Genomic DNA, 16,405 nt, shown 5'->3' on the forward strand with positions numbered 1-16,405 from the left:
CGGACGACGCCGCGCCCGCAGCGCACGCCGTCGCCGCGATGCGCAGCCACGGCCCACGCCGTCGCGGTCGTCGTGGCTGCCGCCACCACCGCGCACCCTCGCGGCGACTGCGCACCGTCGACGGTGCGCACCGGCCGCCCGCGTCCGCGATCCGGACGACGGACACCCCAGTTCCGCGAAGAGAGAGACCATGACCAGCACCATCCGATCCATCACCGGATCCACCACCGCACCGACCAGCCGATCCACCCCGTCCCGCGGGCGCGCGCTCGCGACTCGGGCCGGCGCCGCCGTCGGCGCGGCCGCCGTGCTCGCCCTCACGGCCGCGCCGCTCGCGGCCTCCGCCCACGTCACGGCGGCGCCGAACCAGGCCGCCGCCGGGTCGTATTCCCTCATCGACATCAAGGTGCCGACCGAGTCGGATACGGCCTCGACCACGAAGCTCGTGCTCGACCTGCCGACGGACACCCCGATCCTCAGCGTGAGCTACGTGCCGGTTCCGGGATGGACCGCCGAGCTCACCCGGGAGAAGCTGCCGAAGCCCGTCACGTCGGGCGACGACACGATCACCGAGGCCGTGACGCACATCACCTGGACGGCGGACTCGGCCGCGTCGGCGATCCCGCCGGGCGCGATGGGGCTGTTCCCCGTGTCGCTCGGGCCGATCCCGGACACCGGCTCGTTCGTGCTGCCGGCGCACCAGACCTACAGCGACGGCGAGGTCGTCGACTGGGCCGGCACGGAGGACGGCGCCGAGCATCCGGCGCCGACCGTCTACGTGAACGACGCGCCGCCGGCCGACGAGCACGGGAGCGCCGGCCACGACGCGACCGCCGTGCCGGCGACCGCGGACGACTCGGCGGACGCCACCGCGGACTCGACCGATGTGGTCGCCCGCGGCCTCGGCGTCGGCGGCCTCGTCGTGGGCGTGGTCGGCATCGTCATCGCCGTCGCGGCGACGACCTCGGCGCGGCGCGCCGCGAAGTGACCGCGCGGCGCACGGCCGGTCTCGCCGGTCTCGCCGCCGTCGTCCTGGCGGGGGTGCTGCTCGGCACCCCCGCCCCGGCGGAGGCGCACAACCGGGTGATCTCGACGACGCCGGCGGCGGACTCGACGGTCACCGAGGCGCCGGCGGCGTTCGAGCTCGTCACCGATCAGAACCTGCTGGCGATCGGCGGGTCGACGAGCTCGTTCCTGCTCGACGTCACGGATGCGGACGGCCGCCACTACGGCGACGGCTGCCTCGCGATCGTCGATGCGACGATGTCGGAGCAGAACGTGCAGCTCGGCGCGGCCGGGCTCTACACGGTCGACTGGCAGGTCGTGTCGGCCGACGGGCATCCGATCAGCGGCAGCTGGTCGTTCACGTGGGCGCCGCCCGCCGATTACGCCCCGGCGACCGGCACGGCGCAGACGCAGAACTGCGGTGAGCAGGCGCCGGCCGGCGAGTCGAGCCGCGCGCCGTCGGCCTCCGGATCCGGCAGCGCGGACGACGACGGGCGCGGCGCCGCGGTGCCGCTCGGCGACGTGCTGTGGATCGGCGGCGCGGTGATCGCGGTGCTCGCCGCCGGGGCGGTGACGCTGCTCGTCGTCACGCGCCGTCGGCCGGGGACGCCCTCCGAGTGAGCTCCACCACCGGGATGTCGCGGCCGGCGCGCTCCTGCTGCTCCGCGAAGAACGGGTAGTCGACGACGAGCCGCATCCACACGGAGGCGCGCTCGTCGTCGGGCAGCACGCGGGCGTCGCCGTCCCAGTCCTCCGTCGGCAGCTCGACGTGCACCCGCGGGTCGTCGACGAGGTTGAAGAACCAGGCGGGCGGATGCTCGGCGCCGTCGTTCGAGGCGACGACGAGCACCGGCCCGCCCCACGGCACGAACATCATCGGCGCCGTGTGCTTCTCGCCGGTGCGGCGTCCGACGGTGGTGAGCAGGGCGATCCGCTCGCGGTGCATGCCCGGCACGCCGAGGTCCGAGTCCCCCGAGCGGTACCGCTCGATGAGGAGCTTGTTGATCTCGCGCAGCTTCTCGGCGTCCATGCCGGCACGGTACTCCCGCCGGATGCGAGACGGGCCGCCCACCCGGGGGTGGACGGCCCGTCTCAGGCGCTTCGCGGACTCGGCGTCCGCGCTACGCGCGCTGCATCGGCTGCATCACGCGGTGAGCGCGCCCTGGTTCTTGCGGCTGGTGAGCACCTGGTCGATCAGGCCGTACTCGAACGCCTCCTGCGCGGAGAGGATCGTGTCGCGCTCGATCGCGGTGTTGATCTCCTGCTGCGTCTTCTTGGAGTGCTTCGAGAGCGTCTCCTCGAGCCACGTGCGCAGGCGGAGGATCTCCTTCGCCTGGATCTCGATGTCCGACGCCTGACCGCGGCCGGCCTCGCCGACGGCGGGCTGGTGGATCAGCACGCGGGCGTTCGGGAGCGCGAGGCGCTTGCCCGGGGTGCCCGCGGCCGCGATGACGGCGGCGGCGGAGGCGGCCTGCCCCAGCACGACGGTCATGATCTGCGGGCGGATGTACTGCATCGTGTCGTAGATCGCCGTCATGGCCGTGAACGAGCCGCCGGGCGAGTTGATGTACATGACGATGTCGCGCTCGGGGTCCTGGCTCTCGAGCACGAGCAGCTGGGCCATGATGTCGTCGGCGCTCGCGTCGTCGACCTGCACGCCGAGGAAGATGATGCGGTCCTCGAAAAGCTTCGCGTAGGGGTCCTGGCGCTTGAAGCCGTAGGCGGTGCGCTCCTCGAAGCTGGGGAGGATGTAGCGCGACTGCGGCATCCGGGCGGCGAGGTCTGCGCCGCCGGCGGAGAAGTCGGGGAGGTTCATTCTGGTCTCGTCTCTCTGGTCTCGGGCGCCGCTCAGCGGAGCGATCCGTCGTCCTCGGTGCCGCCGCCGCCGATCACGTCGGCCGCGGAGTCGCGGATGTGGTCGACGAAGCCGTACGCGAGCGCCTCGTCCGCGGTGAACCAGCGGTCGCGGTCGCCGTCGGCGTTCACCTGCTCGACCGACTTGCCGGTCTGCGAGGCGGTGATCTCCGCCAGGCGCTTCTTCATGTCGAGGATCAGCGCCGCCTGGGTCTGGATGTCGGAGCTGGTGCCGCCGAAGCCGCCGTGCGGCTGGTGCAGCAGCACGCGCGCGTTCGGCGTGATGTAGCGCTTGCCCTTGGTGCCCGCGGTCAGCAGGAGCTGCCCCATCGAGGCCGCCATGCCGATGCCGACCGTGACGATGTCGTTCGGCACGAACTGCATCGTGTCGTAGATCGCCATGCCCGCGGTGATCGATCCGCCGGGCGAGTTGATGTAGAGGTAGATGTCCTTCTTCGGGTCCTCCGCCGCGAGCAGCAGCAGCTTGGCTGCGATCTCGTTGGCGTTGTCATCGCGCACCTCGTCGCCGAGCCAGATGATGCGGTCCCGGAGAAGTCGATCGAAGACACTCGGCTGGAATGTCGTTTCGGCCATGTTCGCTGTCGCTCCCGTTCGTCGGTTCGCATGCGAATCTACCGGGGGCTGTGGAGCCGCCCCGGCACTGTTCGCCGTGGGCAGAGCGCGGCGTAGCCTGGCCCGATGGACCCCCGGCCGGAACCGACGCGCCTCGCCCGCGCCGCGACCGCCGCGCTGGTGCCGGCCGCGATCGCCGTGCCGCTCGTGCCGCTCGCGCTGTCGGTGCCGCCGCAGCTGCGGGCCGGCGCCGATCCCCAGTTCCTGCTGCAGCTCGCCTGCATCGAGGCCGCCGTGCTGCTCGCAGCGGGCGCCGGCGTCTTCCTCGTGCGCACGCGCCTCCGCCGCACCGGCGAGCCGACCGTGACGCGGCACGAGTCGTGGGCGGTGCTCGCGCTCGTCGCCGGCGGCGCGGTCTCGGCGGTCGGCGTGGTCGGCGCGGCGATCGATCCGCGGTCCGCCTCGGCGGTCGCCCTCGTCGACGGCTTCTGGACGGTCGCGGTCGCCTCCGGCGCGCTCATCGTGCTCGGCGCCCGAGGGCTGCGTCAGGCGGAGGAGGGTGCCGGACCCGGCACCCCGACGGGAGGAGACGGGACGATATGACGCACGAGAGCGGCGAGGCCGACGGCGAGGGCTACGGCGTCGGCGAGGGCACGACCGGCGGCGACGGCGCATCCGACGACTGGCGCACCCGCGTCGAGGCGGTCTGGGCGGACGCCGGCCTCGACGAGCTCGCGGTCGTGCGGGCGATGGACGAGCTCGCGGCGGAGCGGCCGGGCACCCCGGAGGCGCTCGCCGAGCAGGGCGGCGCACGCGACTCCGCCGGGCTCGAGGCGGAGGCCGTCGAGTTCTACCAGCGCGCGATCGACGCCGGGCTCGCCGAGCCGCTGCTCGGGCAGGTGACCATCCAGTACGCGTCGACGCTGCGCAATCTCGATCGCGCGGAGGAGTCCGTCGCGATGCTGCGCGCGTTCTACGGGCCGCGCCCCGACCATCCGCTCGCCCCGTCGGCCGCGGCGTTCCTCGCCCTCGCGCTGACGAGCGCGGGACGCCCGGTGGAGGCGGTCGCGGAGGTGCTGCGCGGGGTCGCGCCGATCCTGCCCCGCTATACGCGATCGGTCGCGGCGTACGCGGAGGAACTGGCTCCCTCCCGTTAACCTCGCGGACGTACCGTCGGCGGGATGGCCTCGCGAGCGCACGGTCCCTTCCGGGCCGACGTCCATGCGATCCGCGCGCTCGCGGTGGTGCTGGTGGTCGTGTACCACCTCGACATCGGGTGGGCGCGCGGCGGGTTCGCCGGCGTGGACGCGTTCTTCGTCGTCTCCGGCTTCCTCATCACCGGCCAGCTCGACCGCGAGCTCGAGGCGCGCGGCACGATCGACCTGCCGTCGTTCTGGGCCCGGCGCGCGCGGCGGCTGCTGCCCTCGGCGCTCGTCGTGCTCGCGGCGACGGGGGTCGCCGCGTGGCTGCTGTACCCGCGGGAGGACTGGCCGAAGCTCGGCGGCGAGCTCGCCGCGAGCGTCGGCTACATCGAGAACTGGGCGCTCGCCGGGTCGAGCACCGACTACCTCGCGTCCGGCACGCCGTCGACGCCGTTCCAGCACTTCTGGTCGCTCGGCGTCGAGGAGCAGTTCTACGTCGTCTGGCCGCTCCTGCTGCTCGTCGCCTGGCGGCTGCTGCGCCGACGGCGGAGCGCCGCGATCGCGGTGGTCGGCGTCGTCACCGCCGGGTCGCTCGCCTGCTCCATCGTGCTCACCGCGATCGCGCCCGCGCCGTCGTACTTCTGGCCGCATACCCGCGCGTGGGAGTTCGGCGTCGGCGCGCTGCTGGCACTGCTCGCCCGTCCGCTGCCGGAGCGACTCCGCGCTCCCGCGGCCGTGCTCGGCTGGGGCGGGCTCGCCGCGGTCGGACTGCTGCTGCCGGCCTCCGTGCCCTACCCCGGCATCGCGGCGGCGCTCCCGGTCGCGGCGACGGCGCTCATCATCGCGGCGCGTGCCGAGGCCGGAGTCGCGGGACGGCTCGCGCGCCTCTGGCCGGTGCGGCGTCTCGGCACGCTGTCGTATCCGCTCTACCTCTGGCACTGGCCGGTCGCGCTGCTGCTGCCCCGCGCGATCGACCTGCCCGATCCCGTGCGCGCGCTGCTCACCGTCGCGATCTCGCTCGTGCTCGCGCAGCTCACCCACTCGTTCATCGAGCGCCCGGTCATCGGCGGCGCCCTCTCGCGGCTCCGTCCGCGCGCCACGTTCGCCGCGGTCGCGGTCGGCATGGCCGTCGTGATCGCGCTGCCGGCCGCCGGCCTCATCGCCCTCGGCAGCCAGATGCGCACGGATGCGGTGCTCGCAGCCGACCTGCGCGCGGACGATGCACGCTGCTTCGGCGCCGCCGCGATCGCATCCGGCAGCGGCTGCGCGGTGGGTGGCGACGAGCGTCTCGGGTTCACGCCGTCCACGGTCGCCGCCGCCTACGACATCGACGCCACCTGGGACGACTGCGAGGCCGCCGACACCGACGCGCGCAGCTGCGTCGTCGGCGAGACCGGCGGCACCCGGGTCGCGCTGATCGGCGACTCCCACGCGCATCACTGGTCGTCGGCGCTCGAGAAGATCGCGCGCGAGCGCGGCTGGGAGCTGCACCTCTACGTCAAGGGCGGCTGCGAGTTCTCGCACGTCGACTGGAGCGAGGTCGCCTCGGCGGATCGCGGCCGCTGCGCCACCTGGAACGAGCAGGTCGACCGCTCGCTCGCCGCCGAGGACCCGTACTCGCTCGTGATCACGTCGTCGCGGGCGGACCTGCGCGGCCAGCCCGTCGGATCGGACCCGGCCGCCGCCGCCCTCGCCGGCTACCAGGCCTCCTGGCAGCCGCTCATCGACCGCGGCGCGACCATCGTCGCGCTGCGCGACACCCCGGCGGCCGGCAGCGGCGTGCAGGGGTGCCTCGACGCCAACCCCGGGCGGGCGGGGGCCTGCGCCCTCCCGGAGGACCGGGCGCTCGCGGCGGAGGACCGGCTCGTCGCCTCGGCGAGGCAGACCCCCGGTGCGGTCGTCGTCGACATGACGCCGTCGTTCTGCGCCGACGGATCGTGTCCCGCGGTGATCGGCAACGTGCTCGTCTACCGCGACTCGCAGCACCTGACCCGCACCTACGCCGACACGCTCGCGGCGCCGCTGGCGGCCGCGATCGACGCGGCGACGTCGGGGGCGGCCGCGCTCGACGGCTGAGGGATCAGCGCAGCATCCGCTCCAGGGTGTTCATGTTGCGCGCGGTCACCCACGGCTTGAGCTTCGCCTTCGCCTGCGCCCTCCCCATGACCGAGTCGAGCGTCCGGCCCTGCTCCACCGTCCAGTACAGGACGCCGTGGCCGGCTTCGGCGCGCTCGCGGTCGGCATCCAGCACTCCCGCCGTCTCGGCCAGCGCGGACAGCGCCTCCGGATCGGCCACCACGACGACGTAGTCGTGCCAGCCGTCGCGCCCTCGCGCGAACGGGTAGCCCTCGACGATCCTCCGCAGCGCCGCGACCGTCAGCACGTGCACCCAGGCGTCGTAGCCGAACCGCTCGCGCAGCGCCGTCTCGAGCTCGGACTTGGCCGCGGCGGTGGATCCGCCCGCTCGGAACAGCACGTTGCCGCTCGCGAGCACGGTGCGCACGTCGTCGTAGCCGAGCTCGCGGACGGTCTCGGCCAGCTCGGCGGACCTGATCGTGACGCCGCCGACGTTCACCCCGCGCAGCAGGGCCGCGTACTCCGTCATCGGTCCTCCTCGACTCGTGCTCCGCCGGGAACGATAGAGGCCCCGGAGACGTGGGGTCTCCGGGGCCGCGGTGCGCCGGTCGAGCCGGCGGCGGGATCAGTGCGAGTGGCCGGCGTGCTCGTCGGCGTCGGACTCGGACTCGTCGACGAGCGCCTCGGGCGACTCGTCCGAGCCGTCGCCGAGCACCGTCGCGGTGAACGCGGAGACGTCGACCGGCTTGCCGGACTCGTCGACGACCTTCGCGGTGCCGAGCACCACGGCGAGCGCCTTCGAGCGCGCGACCTCGGCGATCATCGCCGGGATCTGGCCCTGCTTGTCGAGCGCCTGGATGAACTCGCCCGGCTCCATGCCGTACTGGGCGGCACCCTGCACGAGGTAGGTGGTCAGCTCGTCCTGCGAGACCTTGACCTCCTCCTTCTCGACGATGGAGTCGAGCAGCACCTGCGAGCGGAACGTCTTCTCGGTGGCCTCCGTGACCTCCTTGCGGTGCTCGTCGTCCTCGAGGCGGTTCTCCTGCTCGAGGTGGCGGTGCACCTCCTCCTCGACGAGGGCGGGCGGCACCGGGATGTCGACCTTCTCGAGCAGCACGTCGACGATCTGGTCGCGCGCCTGGGCGCCCTGGCCGAAGACCTTCGACGAGCCGAGCTGGGTGCGCAGGTCGTCCTTGAGCTCGTCGATGGTGTCGAACTGGCTGGCGATCTGGGCGAAGTCGTCGTCGGCCTCGGGCAGCTCGCGCTCCTTCACCGTGAGCAGCGTCACGGTGATCTGCGCGGTCTCGCCCTCGTGGTCGCCGCCGAGCAGCGGGGCCTCGAAGGTCGTGGTCTCGTTCGCGGTGAGGGTGTCCAGCGCGTCGTCGATGCCCTCGATCAGCTCGCCGGAGCCGAGCTCGTAGGAGACGTTCGAGGCGGTGTCGACGGTCTCGTCGCCGATGACGGCGGTGAGGTCGAGCGTGACGAAGTCGCCGGACTTCGCCGGGCGGTCGACGGTCACGAGGGTGCCGAAGCGGCCGCGGAGGCTCTCGAGCTCGGTGTCGATGTCGGCGTCGGTGACGTCCGGGTTGTCGACGGTGAGCGTGAGGTCCTTGTAGTCCGGCAGGTCGAACTCGGGGCGCACGTCGACCTCGACGGCGATCTTCAGGTCGCCGGCGAAGGTGGCCTCGTCGGGCCACTCGAGGATGTCGGCCTCCGGGCGACCGACCGGGCGCACCTTCTCCTCCGACGCCGCGAGGCGGTAGAAGCCGTCGAGGCCCTCGCTCACGGCGTGGTTCAGCACCTCGGCACGGCCGACGCGCTGGTCGATGATGGGCGGCGGCACCTTGCCCTTGCGGAAGCCGGGGATCGTGACCGACTCGGCGATGTGCGAGTAGGCGTGGTCGATGCTCGGCTTCAGCTCCTCCGGAGTGACCGAGATGGTGAGCTTCACGCGGGTGGGCGTCAGCTGCTCGACGGTCGTGGTGACCATGGGGGTGTGCTCCTGATGTCGGTGGGTTGTCGTCGGGGCGACAGGATTCGAACCTGCGGCCTCCCGCTCCCAAAGCGGGTGCTCTAGCCAAGCTGAGCTACGCCCCGGACGTTCGGTTCCGCAGCCAGCTGCCGTTCGGCGGACACGCGCGGCGTCCGCCCGGAAAATGGCCCCCGCAAGTCTAGCCTCACGCCGCCTGCGGGCGTGCCGGGAGGGTGCTGGGCAGGGTTCGAGGGCGCTGCGGAGCGCGCCCGAGCGGCCGCACTGCGGCGGCATCCGCGTGTCCGGAGTCCGGATGTCGGCGGGCCCGCGCACACTGTCTGCCATGGCGGACATCGACATCATGGAGCTGCGGGCGTTCGAGCCGCGCTGCCTCGACTGCGGCGACACCGGCCCGATCGAGACGAGCTGGTTCTCCGCGATGGCGTGGGAGGAGCAGCACGTCTGCGTCGCCGTCCGCATCGACGAGGAGCGCGTGGAGCTCAGCGCGGCGTCCTGACCGAGGCGGCACGGGGCGGTCCGATCCACCCGATGCGTTAGGCTCATCCCCGGTTCCGGCGCGTCTGCGCGGGCGCTTCGGGGATGTAGCTCAATGGTAGAGCCTCAGTCTTCCAAACTGATTACGCGGGTTCGATTCCCGTCATCCCCTCCCCGTTCCGCCCCACTCGGCGTCCGGCCACGCGTGCCGAGGTGGCTGTGCCGCACGCGGTCCCGGACGCGTTGACTGGACGGATGACCGACGCCCTCCGCTTCTCGAGCGACCCCCGCGACCTCGACGGCGACCTCGTGCACCACTGGATCAGCGAGCTCTCGTACTGGGCCCCGGGTCGGTCGCGCGCGGTGCAGGACGCGGCGATCGCGAACTCGCGCCCGTACGGGATCTACGACGCGGCGTCCGGTGCGCAGCTCGCCTTCGGCCGCGTCGTCACCGATCTCGCGACGTTCGGATGGCTCTGCGACGTGTTCGTGTCGCCTCATGCGCGCGGGCGGGGTGTGGGCAAGGCCCTGATGACGGGGATCATCGCCGACCTGGAGCCGTTCGGGCTGCGCCGGCTCGCCCTGCGGACCGCGGACGCACACGGGCTCTACGAGCAGTACGGGTTCGCGTCACTCGACGAGCCGGAGCTCTGGATGACGCGCACCGCCGGATGACCCGGATGCCCGGCAGGGCTACCGTCGTCGCATGACCGCGACGTCACGACGGATCGTCACCGCCCGCCTCGACTTCGACGGCGGCCGTGACGTGACGGCGTCCGTGCCGGCGCATCCGACGTCGATCGTGTTCGCCGCCGACGGCGCCGCGACCGCCGCCTTCGCCGCCGCGCTGGACGACGCGGGCCTGACCTCCACCGCCATCGTCGGCGCGCACGGGCTCGCGGACGAGACGGCGCGGCTCGCCGAGTACTCCCCCGTCTTCGACGCGCAGCGGTTCGCGGCGCACGAGCGGTTCTTCGTCGACGACGTGCGGCGCTGGGCGCGCGAGGCGCTCGGTCTCGACCTGCCCGTCGAGCGGACCGCCGTGTTCGGCGCGTCCGCGGGGGGCGAGCTGGCGCTCGCGCTCGGACTCCGGCATCCGGACCTCTACGGCGCGATCCTCAGCGGATCGCCGGGCGCGGGCTTCCGGCCGCCCGAGCCGCCCGACCGACTCGTCGGCGTGCTGCCCCGCACCGTCCTCGTCGCCGGCACCGGCGAGCCGTTCTTCCTGGAGAACGCGACGCGGTGGGCGGATGCGCTGCGCGACGCCGGCGCGGAGGTCGTGCTGGCGGAGCGGGACGGCGAGCACGGCTCGGCGCTCTGGCTGGCGGCGTTCCCGGCGATGATCGCCTGGGCCTTCGGCGACGACGGCCGTCGGGCGGGACGACCGGATCCGGGCCCCGGACCCGTCGCGGGCTAGGACGCCGGCGCGGACGCGACGCGCGGCTCGTCGGCGGCCATGGCATCCGGTTCGGTGCGCGGCGCCGGACGGCGGCGCATCCGTCGACGCGAGCCTCAGCCGCCCGCCCGCGCCGCGGCGTCCTCGGCCAGCGTCTGCAGCGTCGCGGGCAGCCGTCCGCCGCCGAAGTCGTAGTAGCGCGCCCACGTCGGCGTGATCGTGATGCGCACCATCTGCGGGTACATCCCCCGCACTGCCCGCTCGAAGCCGGCGACCTCCTCCGCCGTCATCGTCTTCGCCGCCGCCTCGAGGTACTCGCTCGGGATGCCGTCCACTGTCTCGACCGCGGCCGGGCCGCGCACGAGGAGCGACTTCGAGTCGCCGGGGCCGGCTCCGCTGTCGATCGTGACCGCGACCTCCGGGCGCTCGCGGATTGCACGTCCCTTCGGCGCGGTGGTCGAGGTGCAGACGACGATCGCGTCGCCGGTCCACAGGAACCCGATCGGGATGACGCGCGGCGTGCCGTCGCGCCCGCTGTAGGCGAGGCGCAGCAGCGCGGCGGCGCGCAGCAGCTCCTGCGCGCCGGGCTGGTCGAGCTCGGTCCGGACCTCGTCAGCGCGCATCGTCGTCGCTCCGAATGTGTACGGCGTCCACATCTCCGACCCTAGGCTGAGGTCATGCCCGATGTCGAGTGGAGCGCCGCATGACGGCGTTCCGGGGGCTGATCCTCAACGGCGCGTCCGGCGTCGGCAAGTCGAGCGCGCTCCAGGCGATGGCCGCGCTCCTCGGCGAGCTGCAGCTGCCGCACGCGATCGTCGACGTCGACTTCCTCGCCCTGAGCTGGCCGGCCCCGCCGGACGATCCGTACCGGTTCCGCCTGGCGATGCGGAACCTCGGCGCCGTCGCGGCGAACGTCCGCGCGGACGGGGCGACCCATCTCGTGGCCGCGCACGTCTTCACCGAGCCCGGGCACATCGACGCCTGCCGCGCCGCGATGGACGCCCCCGATGCGCCGGTCATCCGCCTCCGCGCCTCCCGCGCCGTGGTGGAGCGGCGCCTCCGCGCCCGCCATCGCGTCGACGCGCCCTGGGAGCTCGACGGCTTCCTCGCGGGCCACGACGCACTCGAGCGGACCCTCGAGGAGGCGGCGGTGGACGACGCAGTGCTCGATGTCGACGAGCTCACCCCCGCCGCGACGGCGGAGCGGATCGTGGACCTGGCCGGATGGCGGAGCCGATGACGCGGGGCATCCGCGCCGTCGCGGACTCCGCCCTCCACGCCCGGTGGCGCCCCTCCTCGTCCTCGGAGGCTTCTAGTCCTCGGAGCGGGACGCGTCCGCCTCGCCGGGCTCCGGCGCGGACTCGGCGCCCGCCTCGGTGTCGTCCGCGAGGTCCTGGTCGCCGACCCAGGTCCATGCGAAGTCGTCGCGGTCCCAGCGGATGCGCCCCTTGTGCAGCGCGCGGAAGCGCGTGAGCACGCGCCGCGCGACGGCCGGGCGGCCGCTCTCGTCGTAGCGGACCGCGTCGTCGCCGAACTCGTCGATGAGCGCACGGACCAGCCGGCCCTGCTCGGCTCCGGCGTCGCCGGCGTCCTGGATCTGCTGGATCATCCACTGGGCCACGACGTCGGCATCGGTCATGCGCCCAGCCTAGGCGCGGGGCTCCGTCGGGCTCGGCCACGGACGGGCTTCGACGGGCTCAGCGATCCGAAGCGCGGCTCAGCCATCCCAAAGGCGGCTCAGCCATCCGAAGCGCCGGCTCGAACCGCCCGTCCTACTCCCCCGGACGGGGGCCGCGACGCTAGCGTTCCGACATGATCCGACTGACTCCCCCCGGTCTGCCGGAGCGCGAGGTGCACGAGCTCCTGGCTCCCCACCTCCGCTGCCCCGTCTGCAACGTCGCCGATCCCGACGCCCCGATCCGGATCGCCGACGTCGGCGCCGAGGAGACGCACGTGCAGTGCGCGCTCTGCGGCTCCCGCTTCGCCTACGACACCCGCCACCTGCTGCTCTCGCTCCTGCTCGGCGCCGCCGTCGACGACGGGCACGACCCGTTCCCGGCGCACCGGGCGGTCGTGAGCGTGCCGGACGACGAGGAGATCGACGACGGGCGCCTGCGCATGGCACTCGACGCCGAGCACATCCGCCGCTTCGGCAAGGTGCCGCCGAGTCTCGACGGCATCGACTGGGAGCGCGTCGAGGACGAGCTCGGCGAGCCGGGACGCGCCGCTCCCGTGCAGCGCATCGGCCTCAGCATCGCCACCGGCGACTACGACGAGCGCGCGCTCGGCAGCCAGCTCGACGAGCTGCGCCGCCGCTACCCCGCGGCCTGAGCTCCGCTCGCGGGCGTCGCGGCCGGCGCGCCGACTCCGGCGTCGCCGTCGACCGTCGCCGCCGCGGCGACCTCCCGCGCGTACCGGCCGATCAGCCGGTCGAGGATGAGCAGCGGCACGATCCCGATCACGCCGAACGACATGTCGATGAGCTGCCAGCTGACCGGGATGCCGCGCACGCCGCCGGCGATGAGGGCGAGCGGGATGACGCCGGCGCAGGCGAGCATCGCCCAGCGCACGATCCAGCGGTTGCGCACCGGGTCGCGGAACGGGCCGATGAACGCCGTCGCGATCACGAGGTGCGCGAACGCGAGCCAGTCCGTGCCGTAGAAGACCCAGGGGTACGCGTCGGAGGTCGCGACGACCCCGTCGCGGACGCGCACCACCCACTCGGCGGCCGACGGCAGCACGGCGCCGAGACCGCTGTCCAGGAGGAACGCGGTGCCGAGCACGAGCTCGGTGCGCAGCGGGAAGGCGGTGATCCCGGACAGGGCGAGAGCGATGACGAATAGCACGATCCAGATCCGGACAGCGCGGAGGGTGCGGGGCACGCGGCGAGGCTAACGCGGCACGGCCGCCCGCGTCGTCGGCCGGGAGGCGGATCCGGCAGTGCGGTCCGCGACGGATCCCGTCGTCCGCCGGCCGCACCGCAACCGGTTCCGCAGCACCGGAAACGAGATCCGGAGGGGCGTCTATGACGGCGGATTCGATAACGATCAGGTAACGGCTCCGAACCGATCTCGAGAGGGCTCCGAATGGGGGTGACCGTCGACGACGACTTCACTACCGGAAAATGCCTGTTCAAGGCCCGGTTTTCTGAGCCGGTCGCCCCTCGCGCGGGGGCCAGTGCCGTGTCCTCCATTGTGAGGACAGAACGTGAGATTCCGTCTACCCGCAAACGGGGGGTATGCGACCCCCGAAGGGGGGCACCTATAGTCGCCTCAGCCGCGGAACCCGAGTCGTCCCGAACTTCCCGCAGCGAACACCCTCCGTACCCGAGTGTGTAGTCCCCATACACAAGGAGCCCTCCGATGACGCTCGTCACCCCCACCACCACCGCCGCCCCTGCCGGCTGGTACCGCGACCCGCTCGGCCTGCCCCAGCTCCGCTGGTGGAACGGCATGACCTGGACCAACACCATCCAGGAGCAGCGCCCCGAGCTCCACCTCTCGGGTTCGCACATCGTCTCGGCGACCGAGCCCGAGCTCGGCACCTACGTCGCCTGAGAGCTCACCACAGAGCACACAGCCTCGACCCCGAACCATCGGAGGGATGATTCGGGGTCGTACCCCTCGGCCGGTCCAGCGTCGTCACCCCCCAGGCGGCGCCGGACCGGCCGCTTCTCTCTGCCGAACCGGCTAGGCCGCGGCGCGCTGCAGGAACGCGAGCACCGCGAGCACCCGCCGGTGATCCGAGCCGGAGTCCTCGAGACCCAGCTTCTGGAAGATCGCGGTGACGTTCTTCTCCACGGCGCCCGTGCCGATCACCAGCTGCGCGGCGATCGCCGTGTTCGTGCGGCCCTCGGCCATGAGCTGGAGCACCTCGCGCTCGCGGGGCGTCAGCGCGGCGAGCGGATCGGTGCGCCGGCTCATCAGCTGCGTCACCACCTCGGGATCGAGCACCGTGCCGCCGGCGGCGATCCGCGCGATGGCGTCCTGCAGCTCGACGAGCGAGGCGACGCGATCCTTCAGCAGGTAGCCGACGCCGCCGCTGCCGCCGCCGAGCAGCTCCTGCGCGTAGGCGACCTCGACGTACTGCGAGAGCAGCAGGATGCCGCAGGCGGGGCGTCGCGCCCGCAGCTCGATGGCCGCGCGCACGCCCTCGTCGCGGTAGCTCGGCGGCATCCGCACGTCGAGCACGGCCAGGTCCGGCGCGAACTCGTCGAGGCGGGTGAGCAGCTCGTCGGCGTCGCCGACCGCCCCGACCACCTCGTGCCCAGCCTCGCGGATGACGCGGGCGAGGCCCTCGCGCAACAGCACGGAGTCGTCGGCGATCACGACACGGAGAGCGGACACGCATCCAGCGTAGGGGGAGGCCCGCGGGCGGACCCGGCGAGCGGACGCGGACCGACGCCGACCGGACGCCCTCCGCGTCAGGCGATGCGGACCAGCGGCAGATGCGCGGTCAGCACCGTGCCGGCACCGGGCGGGCTGACCACCTCGAGGAAGCCGCCGAGCCCGCGCGCCCGCTCCTCGAGCCCCGCGATGCCGTGCCCGGGCAGCATCCCGGCGCCGCCGCGGCCGTCGTCGGTCACCTCGATATCGAGCCAGCTGATGTCGGTCTCCGGCAGCCGCCGGATGCCGACGCGCAGCCGGATGGCCGTCGCCTCTGCGTGCTTGGTCGCGTTCGTGACCGCCTCGGCGGCGATGAAGTAGGCGTTGCGCTCCGTCTCGACGGGCAGCGTCACGTTCGGCGGCAGCTCGTCGGCGAACTCGATCGGCACGGGGTTGCGGGAGGCCAGGGCGTCGAGGGCGGCGCGGAGGCCGCGGTCGAGCAGCAGCGGCGGCGCGAAGCCCCGCGACAGCGCCCGCAGCTCCTCGAGCGCATCCCGCGACTGCATCATCGCCTCGGCGATCAGCTCGCGGGCCTCGCCCGCGCCCTCCGGCAGCCGCCGCTCGGCGGCGGCGAGATCCATCTGCAGGCGCACGAGGCGCTGCTGCGGCCCGTCGTGGATGTCGCGCTCGAGCCGCCGCAGCGCGTCGCCCTCGGCCACCGCGGCCGCCGTGCGGGAGGCGGTGAGCACCTGCACCTGCCCGGCGAGGTCCTCGCTGCGGAAGGCGCCGAGCATGCCGCGGGCGATGGCGCGGTGCATCCACACCAGTCCGCGCACGACGAACGGCAGCGTGCCGGCGGCGACGATCCCCATCACGAGCAGCACGACCCAGTCGCCCGGACCGCCGATCGGCACGCCGAGCCAGGTGCCGCGGAGCGGCCGGTCGAACAGCCCGTGCCAGGCCCAGAAGGTCGTGCCGACCAGGGCGGTCGCCGACCAGGTGACCGCGATCGCCCAGCTGATCGTGCCGACGATCGGGCCCACGAGCAGACCCCAGAGCAGGTAGAGCCAGTAGTGCCCGTCGATGAACGGCGCCATCAGCTTCACGAGCATGCCCTGGCGCCGCGCGGCGCGGTCCCAGGCCGGCGCCGTCACCGGGGCGATGCCGGCGGCGTTGATGCGGGCGACCTCGACGATGCCGAGCCCGCGCGCGGTGAACAGCGCGCCGAGCACGACCAGCACGCCGATCACGACCGCGAGCAGGCCGACGCCGGTCCACAGCACGGTGTTGAGCACGACCGTGCCGACGATCACGATCGGCAGGGTCGGCAGGAGGTAGCCGAGGCCGCGCGGTACCCCGCGCCAGAGCTCCGCGTAGAAGGGCCGCACGGGCCCGATCGCGGCGGGGGCGTCAGTGGTCATGGCCCCAGCCTGGCGCACCGTCGGAGGGCTGGGAATGCAGTGCGCATCCGGCCTGCTGGTGGGGGAAACCCCCGAGAATCCGGGAAGGAAGCCCAGCCTTCGCTTGCTTGCGGAATCCTGGAGCGTGCGTAGCGTTTGATCCAGAC

21 protein-coding genes and 2 tRNA genes are annotated in these 16,405 nt (G+C 73.3%); 12 read left to right on the plus strand and 11 right to left on the minus strand.

All coding sequences use genetic code 11. The features are described from left to right. Positions 1 to 190: 190 nt before the first annotated feature. Entirely contained in the window at positions 191 to 988 is a 798-nt protein-coding gene (locus tag AC1RSJ_RS13335; RefSeq protein WP_493118890.1) for a YcnI family copper-binding membrane protein, read from the plus strand. Next, positions 985 to 1,626, plus strand: a complete 642-nt coding sequence (locus tag AC1RSJ_RS13340; RefSeq protein WP_493118891.1) for a copper resistance CopC family protein — start codon at positions 985 to 987, stop codon at positions 1,624 to 1,626. Before AC1RSJ_RS13335 ends, AC1RSJ_RS13340 begins: the two co-directional genes overlap by 4 nt. On the opposite strand, the gene AC1RSJ_RS13345 is transcribed toward AC1RSJ_RS13340, so the two are convergent. The 3 genes from AC1RSJ_RS13345 to AC1RSJ_RS13355 all read right to left on the minus strand — a co-directional run bounded on the left by AC1RSJ_RS13345 (position 1,592) and on the right by AC1RSJ_RS13355 (position 3,453). Further along, entirely contained in the window at positions 1,592 to 2,035 is a 444-nt protein-coding gene (locus AC1RSJ_RS13345) for a nitroreductase/quinone reductase family protein (RefSeq protein WP_493118892.1), read from the minus strand. The two genes, AC1RSJ_RS13340 and AC1RSJ_RS13345, sit on opposite strands and share 35 nt — an antisense overlap. A 114-nt stretch (positions 2,036 to 2,149) precedes the next feature. Further along, positions 2,150 to 2,821: an ATP-dependent Clp protease proteolytic subunit gene (locus AC1RSJ_RS13350; protein ID WP_493118893.1), complete on the minus strand. Its 672-nt coding sequence runs from the start codon at positions 2,819 to 2,821 to the stop codon at positions 2,150 to 2,152. 32 nt (positions 2,822 to 2,853) lie between these two features. Continuing rightward, a complete protein-coding gene (locus AC1RSJ_RS13355; RefSeq protein ID WP_493118894.1) occupies positions 2,854 to 3,453 on the minus strand; it encodes an ATP-dependent Clp protease proteolytic subunit in 600 nt (199 codons plus the stop codon). 105 nt (positions 3,454 to 3,558) lie between these two features. Here AC1RSJ_RS13355 and AC1RSJ_RS13360 point away from each other — a divergent pair, with 105 nt between their 5' ends. The 3 genes from AC1RSJ_RS13360 to AC1RSJ_RS13370 are packed head-to-tail and all read left to right on the plus strand — an operon-like array spanning position 3,559 to position 6,650. Then, entirely contained in the window at positions 3,559 to 4,035 is a 477-nt protein-coding gene (locus AC1RSJ_RS13360) for a hypothetical protein (RefSeq protein WP_493118895.1), read from the plus strand. Next, positions 4,032 to 4,589, plus strand: coding sequence for a tetratricopeptide repeat protein (locus tag AC1RSJ_RS13365; RefSeq protein WP_493118896.1), 558 nt, complete (start codon positions 4,032 to 4,034; stop codon positions 4,587 to 4,589). The genes AC1RSJ_RS13360 and AC1RSJ_RS13365 overlap by 4 nt, the downstream gene beginning before the upstream one ends. Positions 4,590 to 4,613: 24 nt before the next feature. Further along, positions 4,614 to 6,650 carry an acyltransferase family protein gene (locus tag AC1RSJ_RS13370; RefSeq protein WP_493118897.1) on the plus strand — a complete coding sequence of 679 codons (2,037 nt, stop codon included), beginning with the start codon at positions 4,614 to 4,616 and terminating at the stop codon, positions 6,648 to 6,650. 4 nt (positions 6,651 to 6,654) lie between these two features. Here AC1RSJ_RS13370 and AC1RSJ_RS13375 read toward each other — a convergent pair whose 3' ends face one another. The 3 genes from AC1RSJ_RS13375 to AC1RSJ_RS13385 all read right to left on the minus strand — a co-directional run bounded on the left by AC1RSJ_RS13375 (position 6,655) and on the right by AC1RSJ_RS13385 (position 8,747). Next, positions 6,655 to 7,179: a DUF1697 domain-containing protein gene (locus AC1RSJ_RS13375; RefSeq protein WP_493118899.1), complete on the minus strand. Its 525-nt coding sequence runs from the start codon at positions 7,177 to 7,179 to the stop codon at positions 6,655 to 6,657. A 96-nt stretch (positions 7,180 to 7,275) separates the two neighbouring features. After that, on the minus strand, positions 7,276 to 8,640 hold the full coding sequence (gene tig / locus AC1RSJ_RS13380; RefSeq protein ID WP_493118900.1) for a trigger factor: 1,365 nt from the start codon (positions 8,638 to 8,640) through the stop codon (positions 7,276 to 7,278). 32 nt (positions 8,641 to 8,672) lie between these two features. After that, a tRNA-Pro gene (locus AC1RSJ_RS13385) sits at positions 8,673 to 8,747 on the minus strand. 218 nt (positions 8,748 to 8,965) lie between these two features. On the opposite strand from AC1RSJ_RS13385, the gene AC1RSJ_RS13390 reads away from it, so the two are divergent. The 4 genes from AC1RSJ_RS13390 to AC1RSJ_RS13405 all read left to right on the plus strand — a co-directional run bounded on the left by AC1RSJ_RS13390 (position 8,966) and on the right by AC1RSJ_RS13405 (position 10,534). Further along, positions 8,966 to 9,139, plus strand: a complete 174-nt coding sequence (locus AC1RSJ_RS13390; RefSeq protein ID WP_493118901.1) for a hypothetical protein — start codon at positions 8,966 to 8,968, stop codon at positions 9,137 to 9,139. A 79-nt stretch (positions 9,140 to 9,218) separates the two neighbouring features. After that, positions 9,219 to 9,289 (plus strand) — tRNA-Gly (locus AC1RSJ_RS13395). Positions 9,290 to 9,372: 83 nt separating this feature from the next. Continuing rightward, positions 9,373 to 9,792, plus strand: coding sequence for a GNAT family N-acetyltransferase (locus AC1RSJ_RS13400; RefSeq protein ID WP_493118902.1), 420 nt, complete (start codon positions 9,373 to 9,375; stop codon positions 9,790 to 9,792). A 31-nt stretch (positions 9,793 to 9,823) separates the two neighbouring features. Then, positions 9,824 to 10,534, plus strand: coding sequence for an alpha/beta hydrolase-fold protein (locus AC1RSJ_RS13405; RefSeq protein WP_493118903.1), 711 nt, complete (start codon positions 9,824 to 9,826; stop codon positions 10,532 to 10,534). Positions 10,535 to 10,629: 95 nt separating this feature from the next. On the opposite strand, the gene AC1RSJ_RS13410 is transcribed toward AC1RSJ_RS13405, so the two are convergent. Then, positions 10,630 to 11,136, minus strand: a complete 507-nt coding sequence (locus AC1RSJ_RS13410; RefSeq protein ID WP_493118904.1) for a pyridoxamine 5'-phosphate oxidase family protein — start codon at positions 11,134 to 11,136, stop codon at positions 10,630 to 10,632. 80 nt (positions 11,137 to 11,216) lie between these two features. Between AC1RSJ_RS13410 and AC1RSJ_RS13415 the strand changes: the two genes are divergently transcribed. Next, positions 11,217 to 11,753 carry a hypothetical protein gene (locus AC1RSJ_RS13415; protein WP_493118905.1) on the plus strand — a complete coding sequence of 179 codons (537 nt, stop codon included), beginning with the start codon at positions 11,217 to 11,219 and terminating at the stop codon, positions 11,751 to 11,753. 72 nt (positions 11,754 to 11,825) lie between these two features. Here AC1RSJ_RS13415 and AC1RSJ_RS13420 read toward each other — a convergent pair whose 3' ends face one another. Next, complete coding sequence (locus AC1RSJ_RS13420) at positions 11,826 to 12,152, minus strand: DUF6953 family protein (RefSeq protein ID WP_493118906.1); 327 nt, start codon at positions 12,150 to 12,152, stop codon at positions 11,826 to 11,828. A 173-nt stretch (positions 12,153 to 12,325) separates the two neighbouring features. On the opposite strand from AC1RSJ_RS13420, the gene AC1RSJ_RS13425 reads away from it, so the two are divergent. Beyond that, on the plus strand, positions 12,326 to 12,844 hold the full coding sequence (locus AC1RSJ_RS13425) for a hypothetical protein (RefSeq protein WP_493118907.1): 519 nt from the start codon (positions 12,326 to 12,328) through the stop codon (positions 12,842 to 12,844). On the opposite strand, the gene AC1RSJ_RS13430 is transcribed toward AC1RSJ_RS13425, so the two are convergent. After that, complete coding sequence (locus tag AC1RSJ_RS13430; protein ID WP_493118908.1) at positions 12,829 to 13,395, minus strand: hypothetical protein; 567 nt, start codon at positions 13,393 to 13,395, stop codon at positions 12,829 to 12,831. The two genes, AC1RSJ_RS13425 and AC1RSJ_RS13430, sit on opposite strands and share 16 nt — an antisense overlap. A 480-nt stretch (positions 13,396 to 13,875) precedes the next feature. Between AC1RSJ_RS13430 and AC1RSJ_RS13435 the strand changes: the two genes are divergently transcribed. After that, positions 13,876 to 14,070, plus strand: coding sequence for a DUF2510 domain-containing protein (locus tag AC1RSJ_RS13435; protein WP_493118910.1), 195 nt, complete (start codon positions 13,876 to 13,878; stop codon positions 14,068 to 14,070). Positions 14,071 to 14,202: 132 nt separating this feature from the next. Here AC1RSJ_RS13435 and AC1RSJ_RS13440 read toward each other — a convergent pair whose 3' ends face one another. Next, positions 14,203 to 14,859 carry a response regulator transcription factor gene (locus tag AC1RSJ_RS13440; protein ID WP_493118911.1) on the minus strand — a complete coding sequence of 219 codons (657 nt, stop codon included), beginning with the start codon at positions 14,857 to 14,859 and terminating at the stop codon, positions 14,203 to 14,205. A gap of 77 nt (positions 14,860 to 14,936) precedes the next feature. Further along, positions 14,937 to 16,259 carry a sensor histidine kinase gene (locus AC1RSJ_RS13445; RefSeq protein ID WP_493118912.1) on the minus strand — a complete coding sequence of 441 codons (1,323 nt, stop codon included), beginning with the start codon at positions 16,257 to 16,259 and terminating at the stop codon, positions 14,937 to 14,939. Positions 16,260 to 16,405 lie beyond the last annotated feature (146 nt).

The sequence above is a fragment of the Schumannella sp. GW821-FHT10F01 genome (genome assembly GCF_058809295.1).

Excerpts from the sequence above, each read along its gene's own strand:
- AC1RSJ_RS13335 (WP_493118890.1), top strand. The coding sequence starts at position 191 with ATGACCAGCACCATCCGATCCATCACCGGATCCACCACCGCACCGACC.
- AC1RSJ_RS13345 (WP_493118892.1), bottom strand. The coding sequence starts at position 2,035 with ATGGACGCCGAGAAGCTGCGCGAGATCAACAAGCTCCTCATCGAGCGG.
- AC1RSJ_RS13350 (WP_493118893.1), bottom strand. The coding sequence starts at position 2,821 with ATGAACCTCCCCGACTTCTCCGCCGGCGGCGCAGACCTCGCCGCCCGG.
- AC1RSJ_RS13355 (WP_493118894.1), bottom strand. The coding sequence starts at position 3,453 with ATGGCCGAAACGACATTCCAGCCGAGTGTCTTCGATCGACTTCTCCGG.
- AC1RSJ_RS13360 (WP_493118895.1), top strand. The coding sequence starts at position 3,559 with ATGGACCCCCGGCCGGAACCGACGCGCCTCGCCCGCGCCGCGACCGCC.
- AC1RSJ_RS13365 (WP_493118896.1), top strand. The coding sequence starts at position 4,032 with ATGACGCACGAGAGCGGCGAGGCCGACGGCGAGGGCTACGGCGTCGGC.
- AC1RSJ_RS13370 (WP_493118897.1), top strand. The coding sequence starts at position 4,614 with ATGGCCTCGCGAGCGCACGGTCCCTTCCGGGCCGACGTCCATGCGATC.
- AC1RSJ_RS13375 (WP_493118899.1), bottom strand. The coding sequence starts at position 7,179 with ATGACGGAGTACGCGGCCCTGCTGCGCGGGGTGAACGTCGGCGGCGTC.
- tig (WP_493118900.1), bottom strand. The coding sequence starts at position 8,640 with ATGGTCACCACGACCGTCGAGCAGCTGACGCCCACCCGCGTGAAGCTC.
- AC1RSJ_RS13390 (WP_493118901.1), top strand. The coding sequence starts at position 8,966 with ATGGCGGACATCGACATCATGGAGCTGCGGGCGTTCGAGCCGCGCTGC.
- AC1RSJ_RS13400 (WP_493118902.1), top strand. The coding sequence starts at position 9,373 with ATGACCGACGCCCTCCGCTTCTCGAGCGACCCCCGCGACCTCGACGGC.
- AC1RSJ_RS13405 (WP_493118903.1), top strand. The coding sequence starts at position 9,824 with ATGACCGCGACGTCACGACGGATCGTCACCGCCCGCCTCGACTTCGAC.
- AC1RSJ_RS13410 (WP_493118904.1), bottom strand. The coding sequence starts at position 11,136 with ATGCGCGCTGACGAGGTCCGGACCGAGCTCGACCAGCCCGGCGCGCAG.
- AC1RSJ_RS13415 (WP_493118905.1), top strand. The coding sequence starts at position 11,217 with ATGACGGCGTTCCGGGGGCTGATCCTCAACGGCGCGTCCGGCGTCGGC.
- AC1RSJ_RS13420 (WP_493118906.1), bottom strand. The coding sequence starts at position 12,152 with ATGACCGATGCCGACGTCGTGGCCCAGTGGATGATCCAGCAGATCCAG.
- AC1RSJ_RS13425 (WP_493118907.1), top strand. The coding sequence starts at position 12,326 with ATGATCCGACTGACTCCCCCCGGTCTGCCGGAGCGCGAGGTGCACGAG.
- AC1RSJ_RS13435 (WP_493118910.1), top strand. The coding sequence starts at position 13,876 with ATGACGCTCGTCACCCCCACCACCACCGCCGCCCCTGCCGGCTGGTAC.
- AC1RSJ_RS13445 (WP_493118912.1), bottom strand. The coding sequence starts at position 16,259 with ATGACCACTGACGCCCCCGCCGCGATCGGGCCCGTGCGGCCCTTCTAC.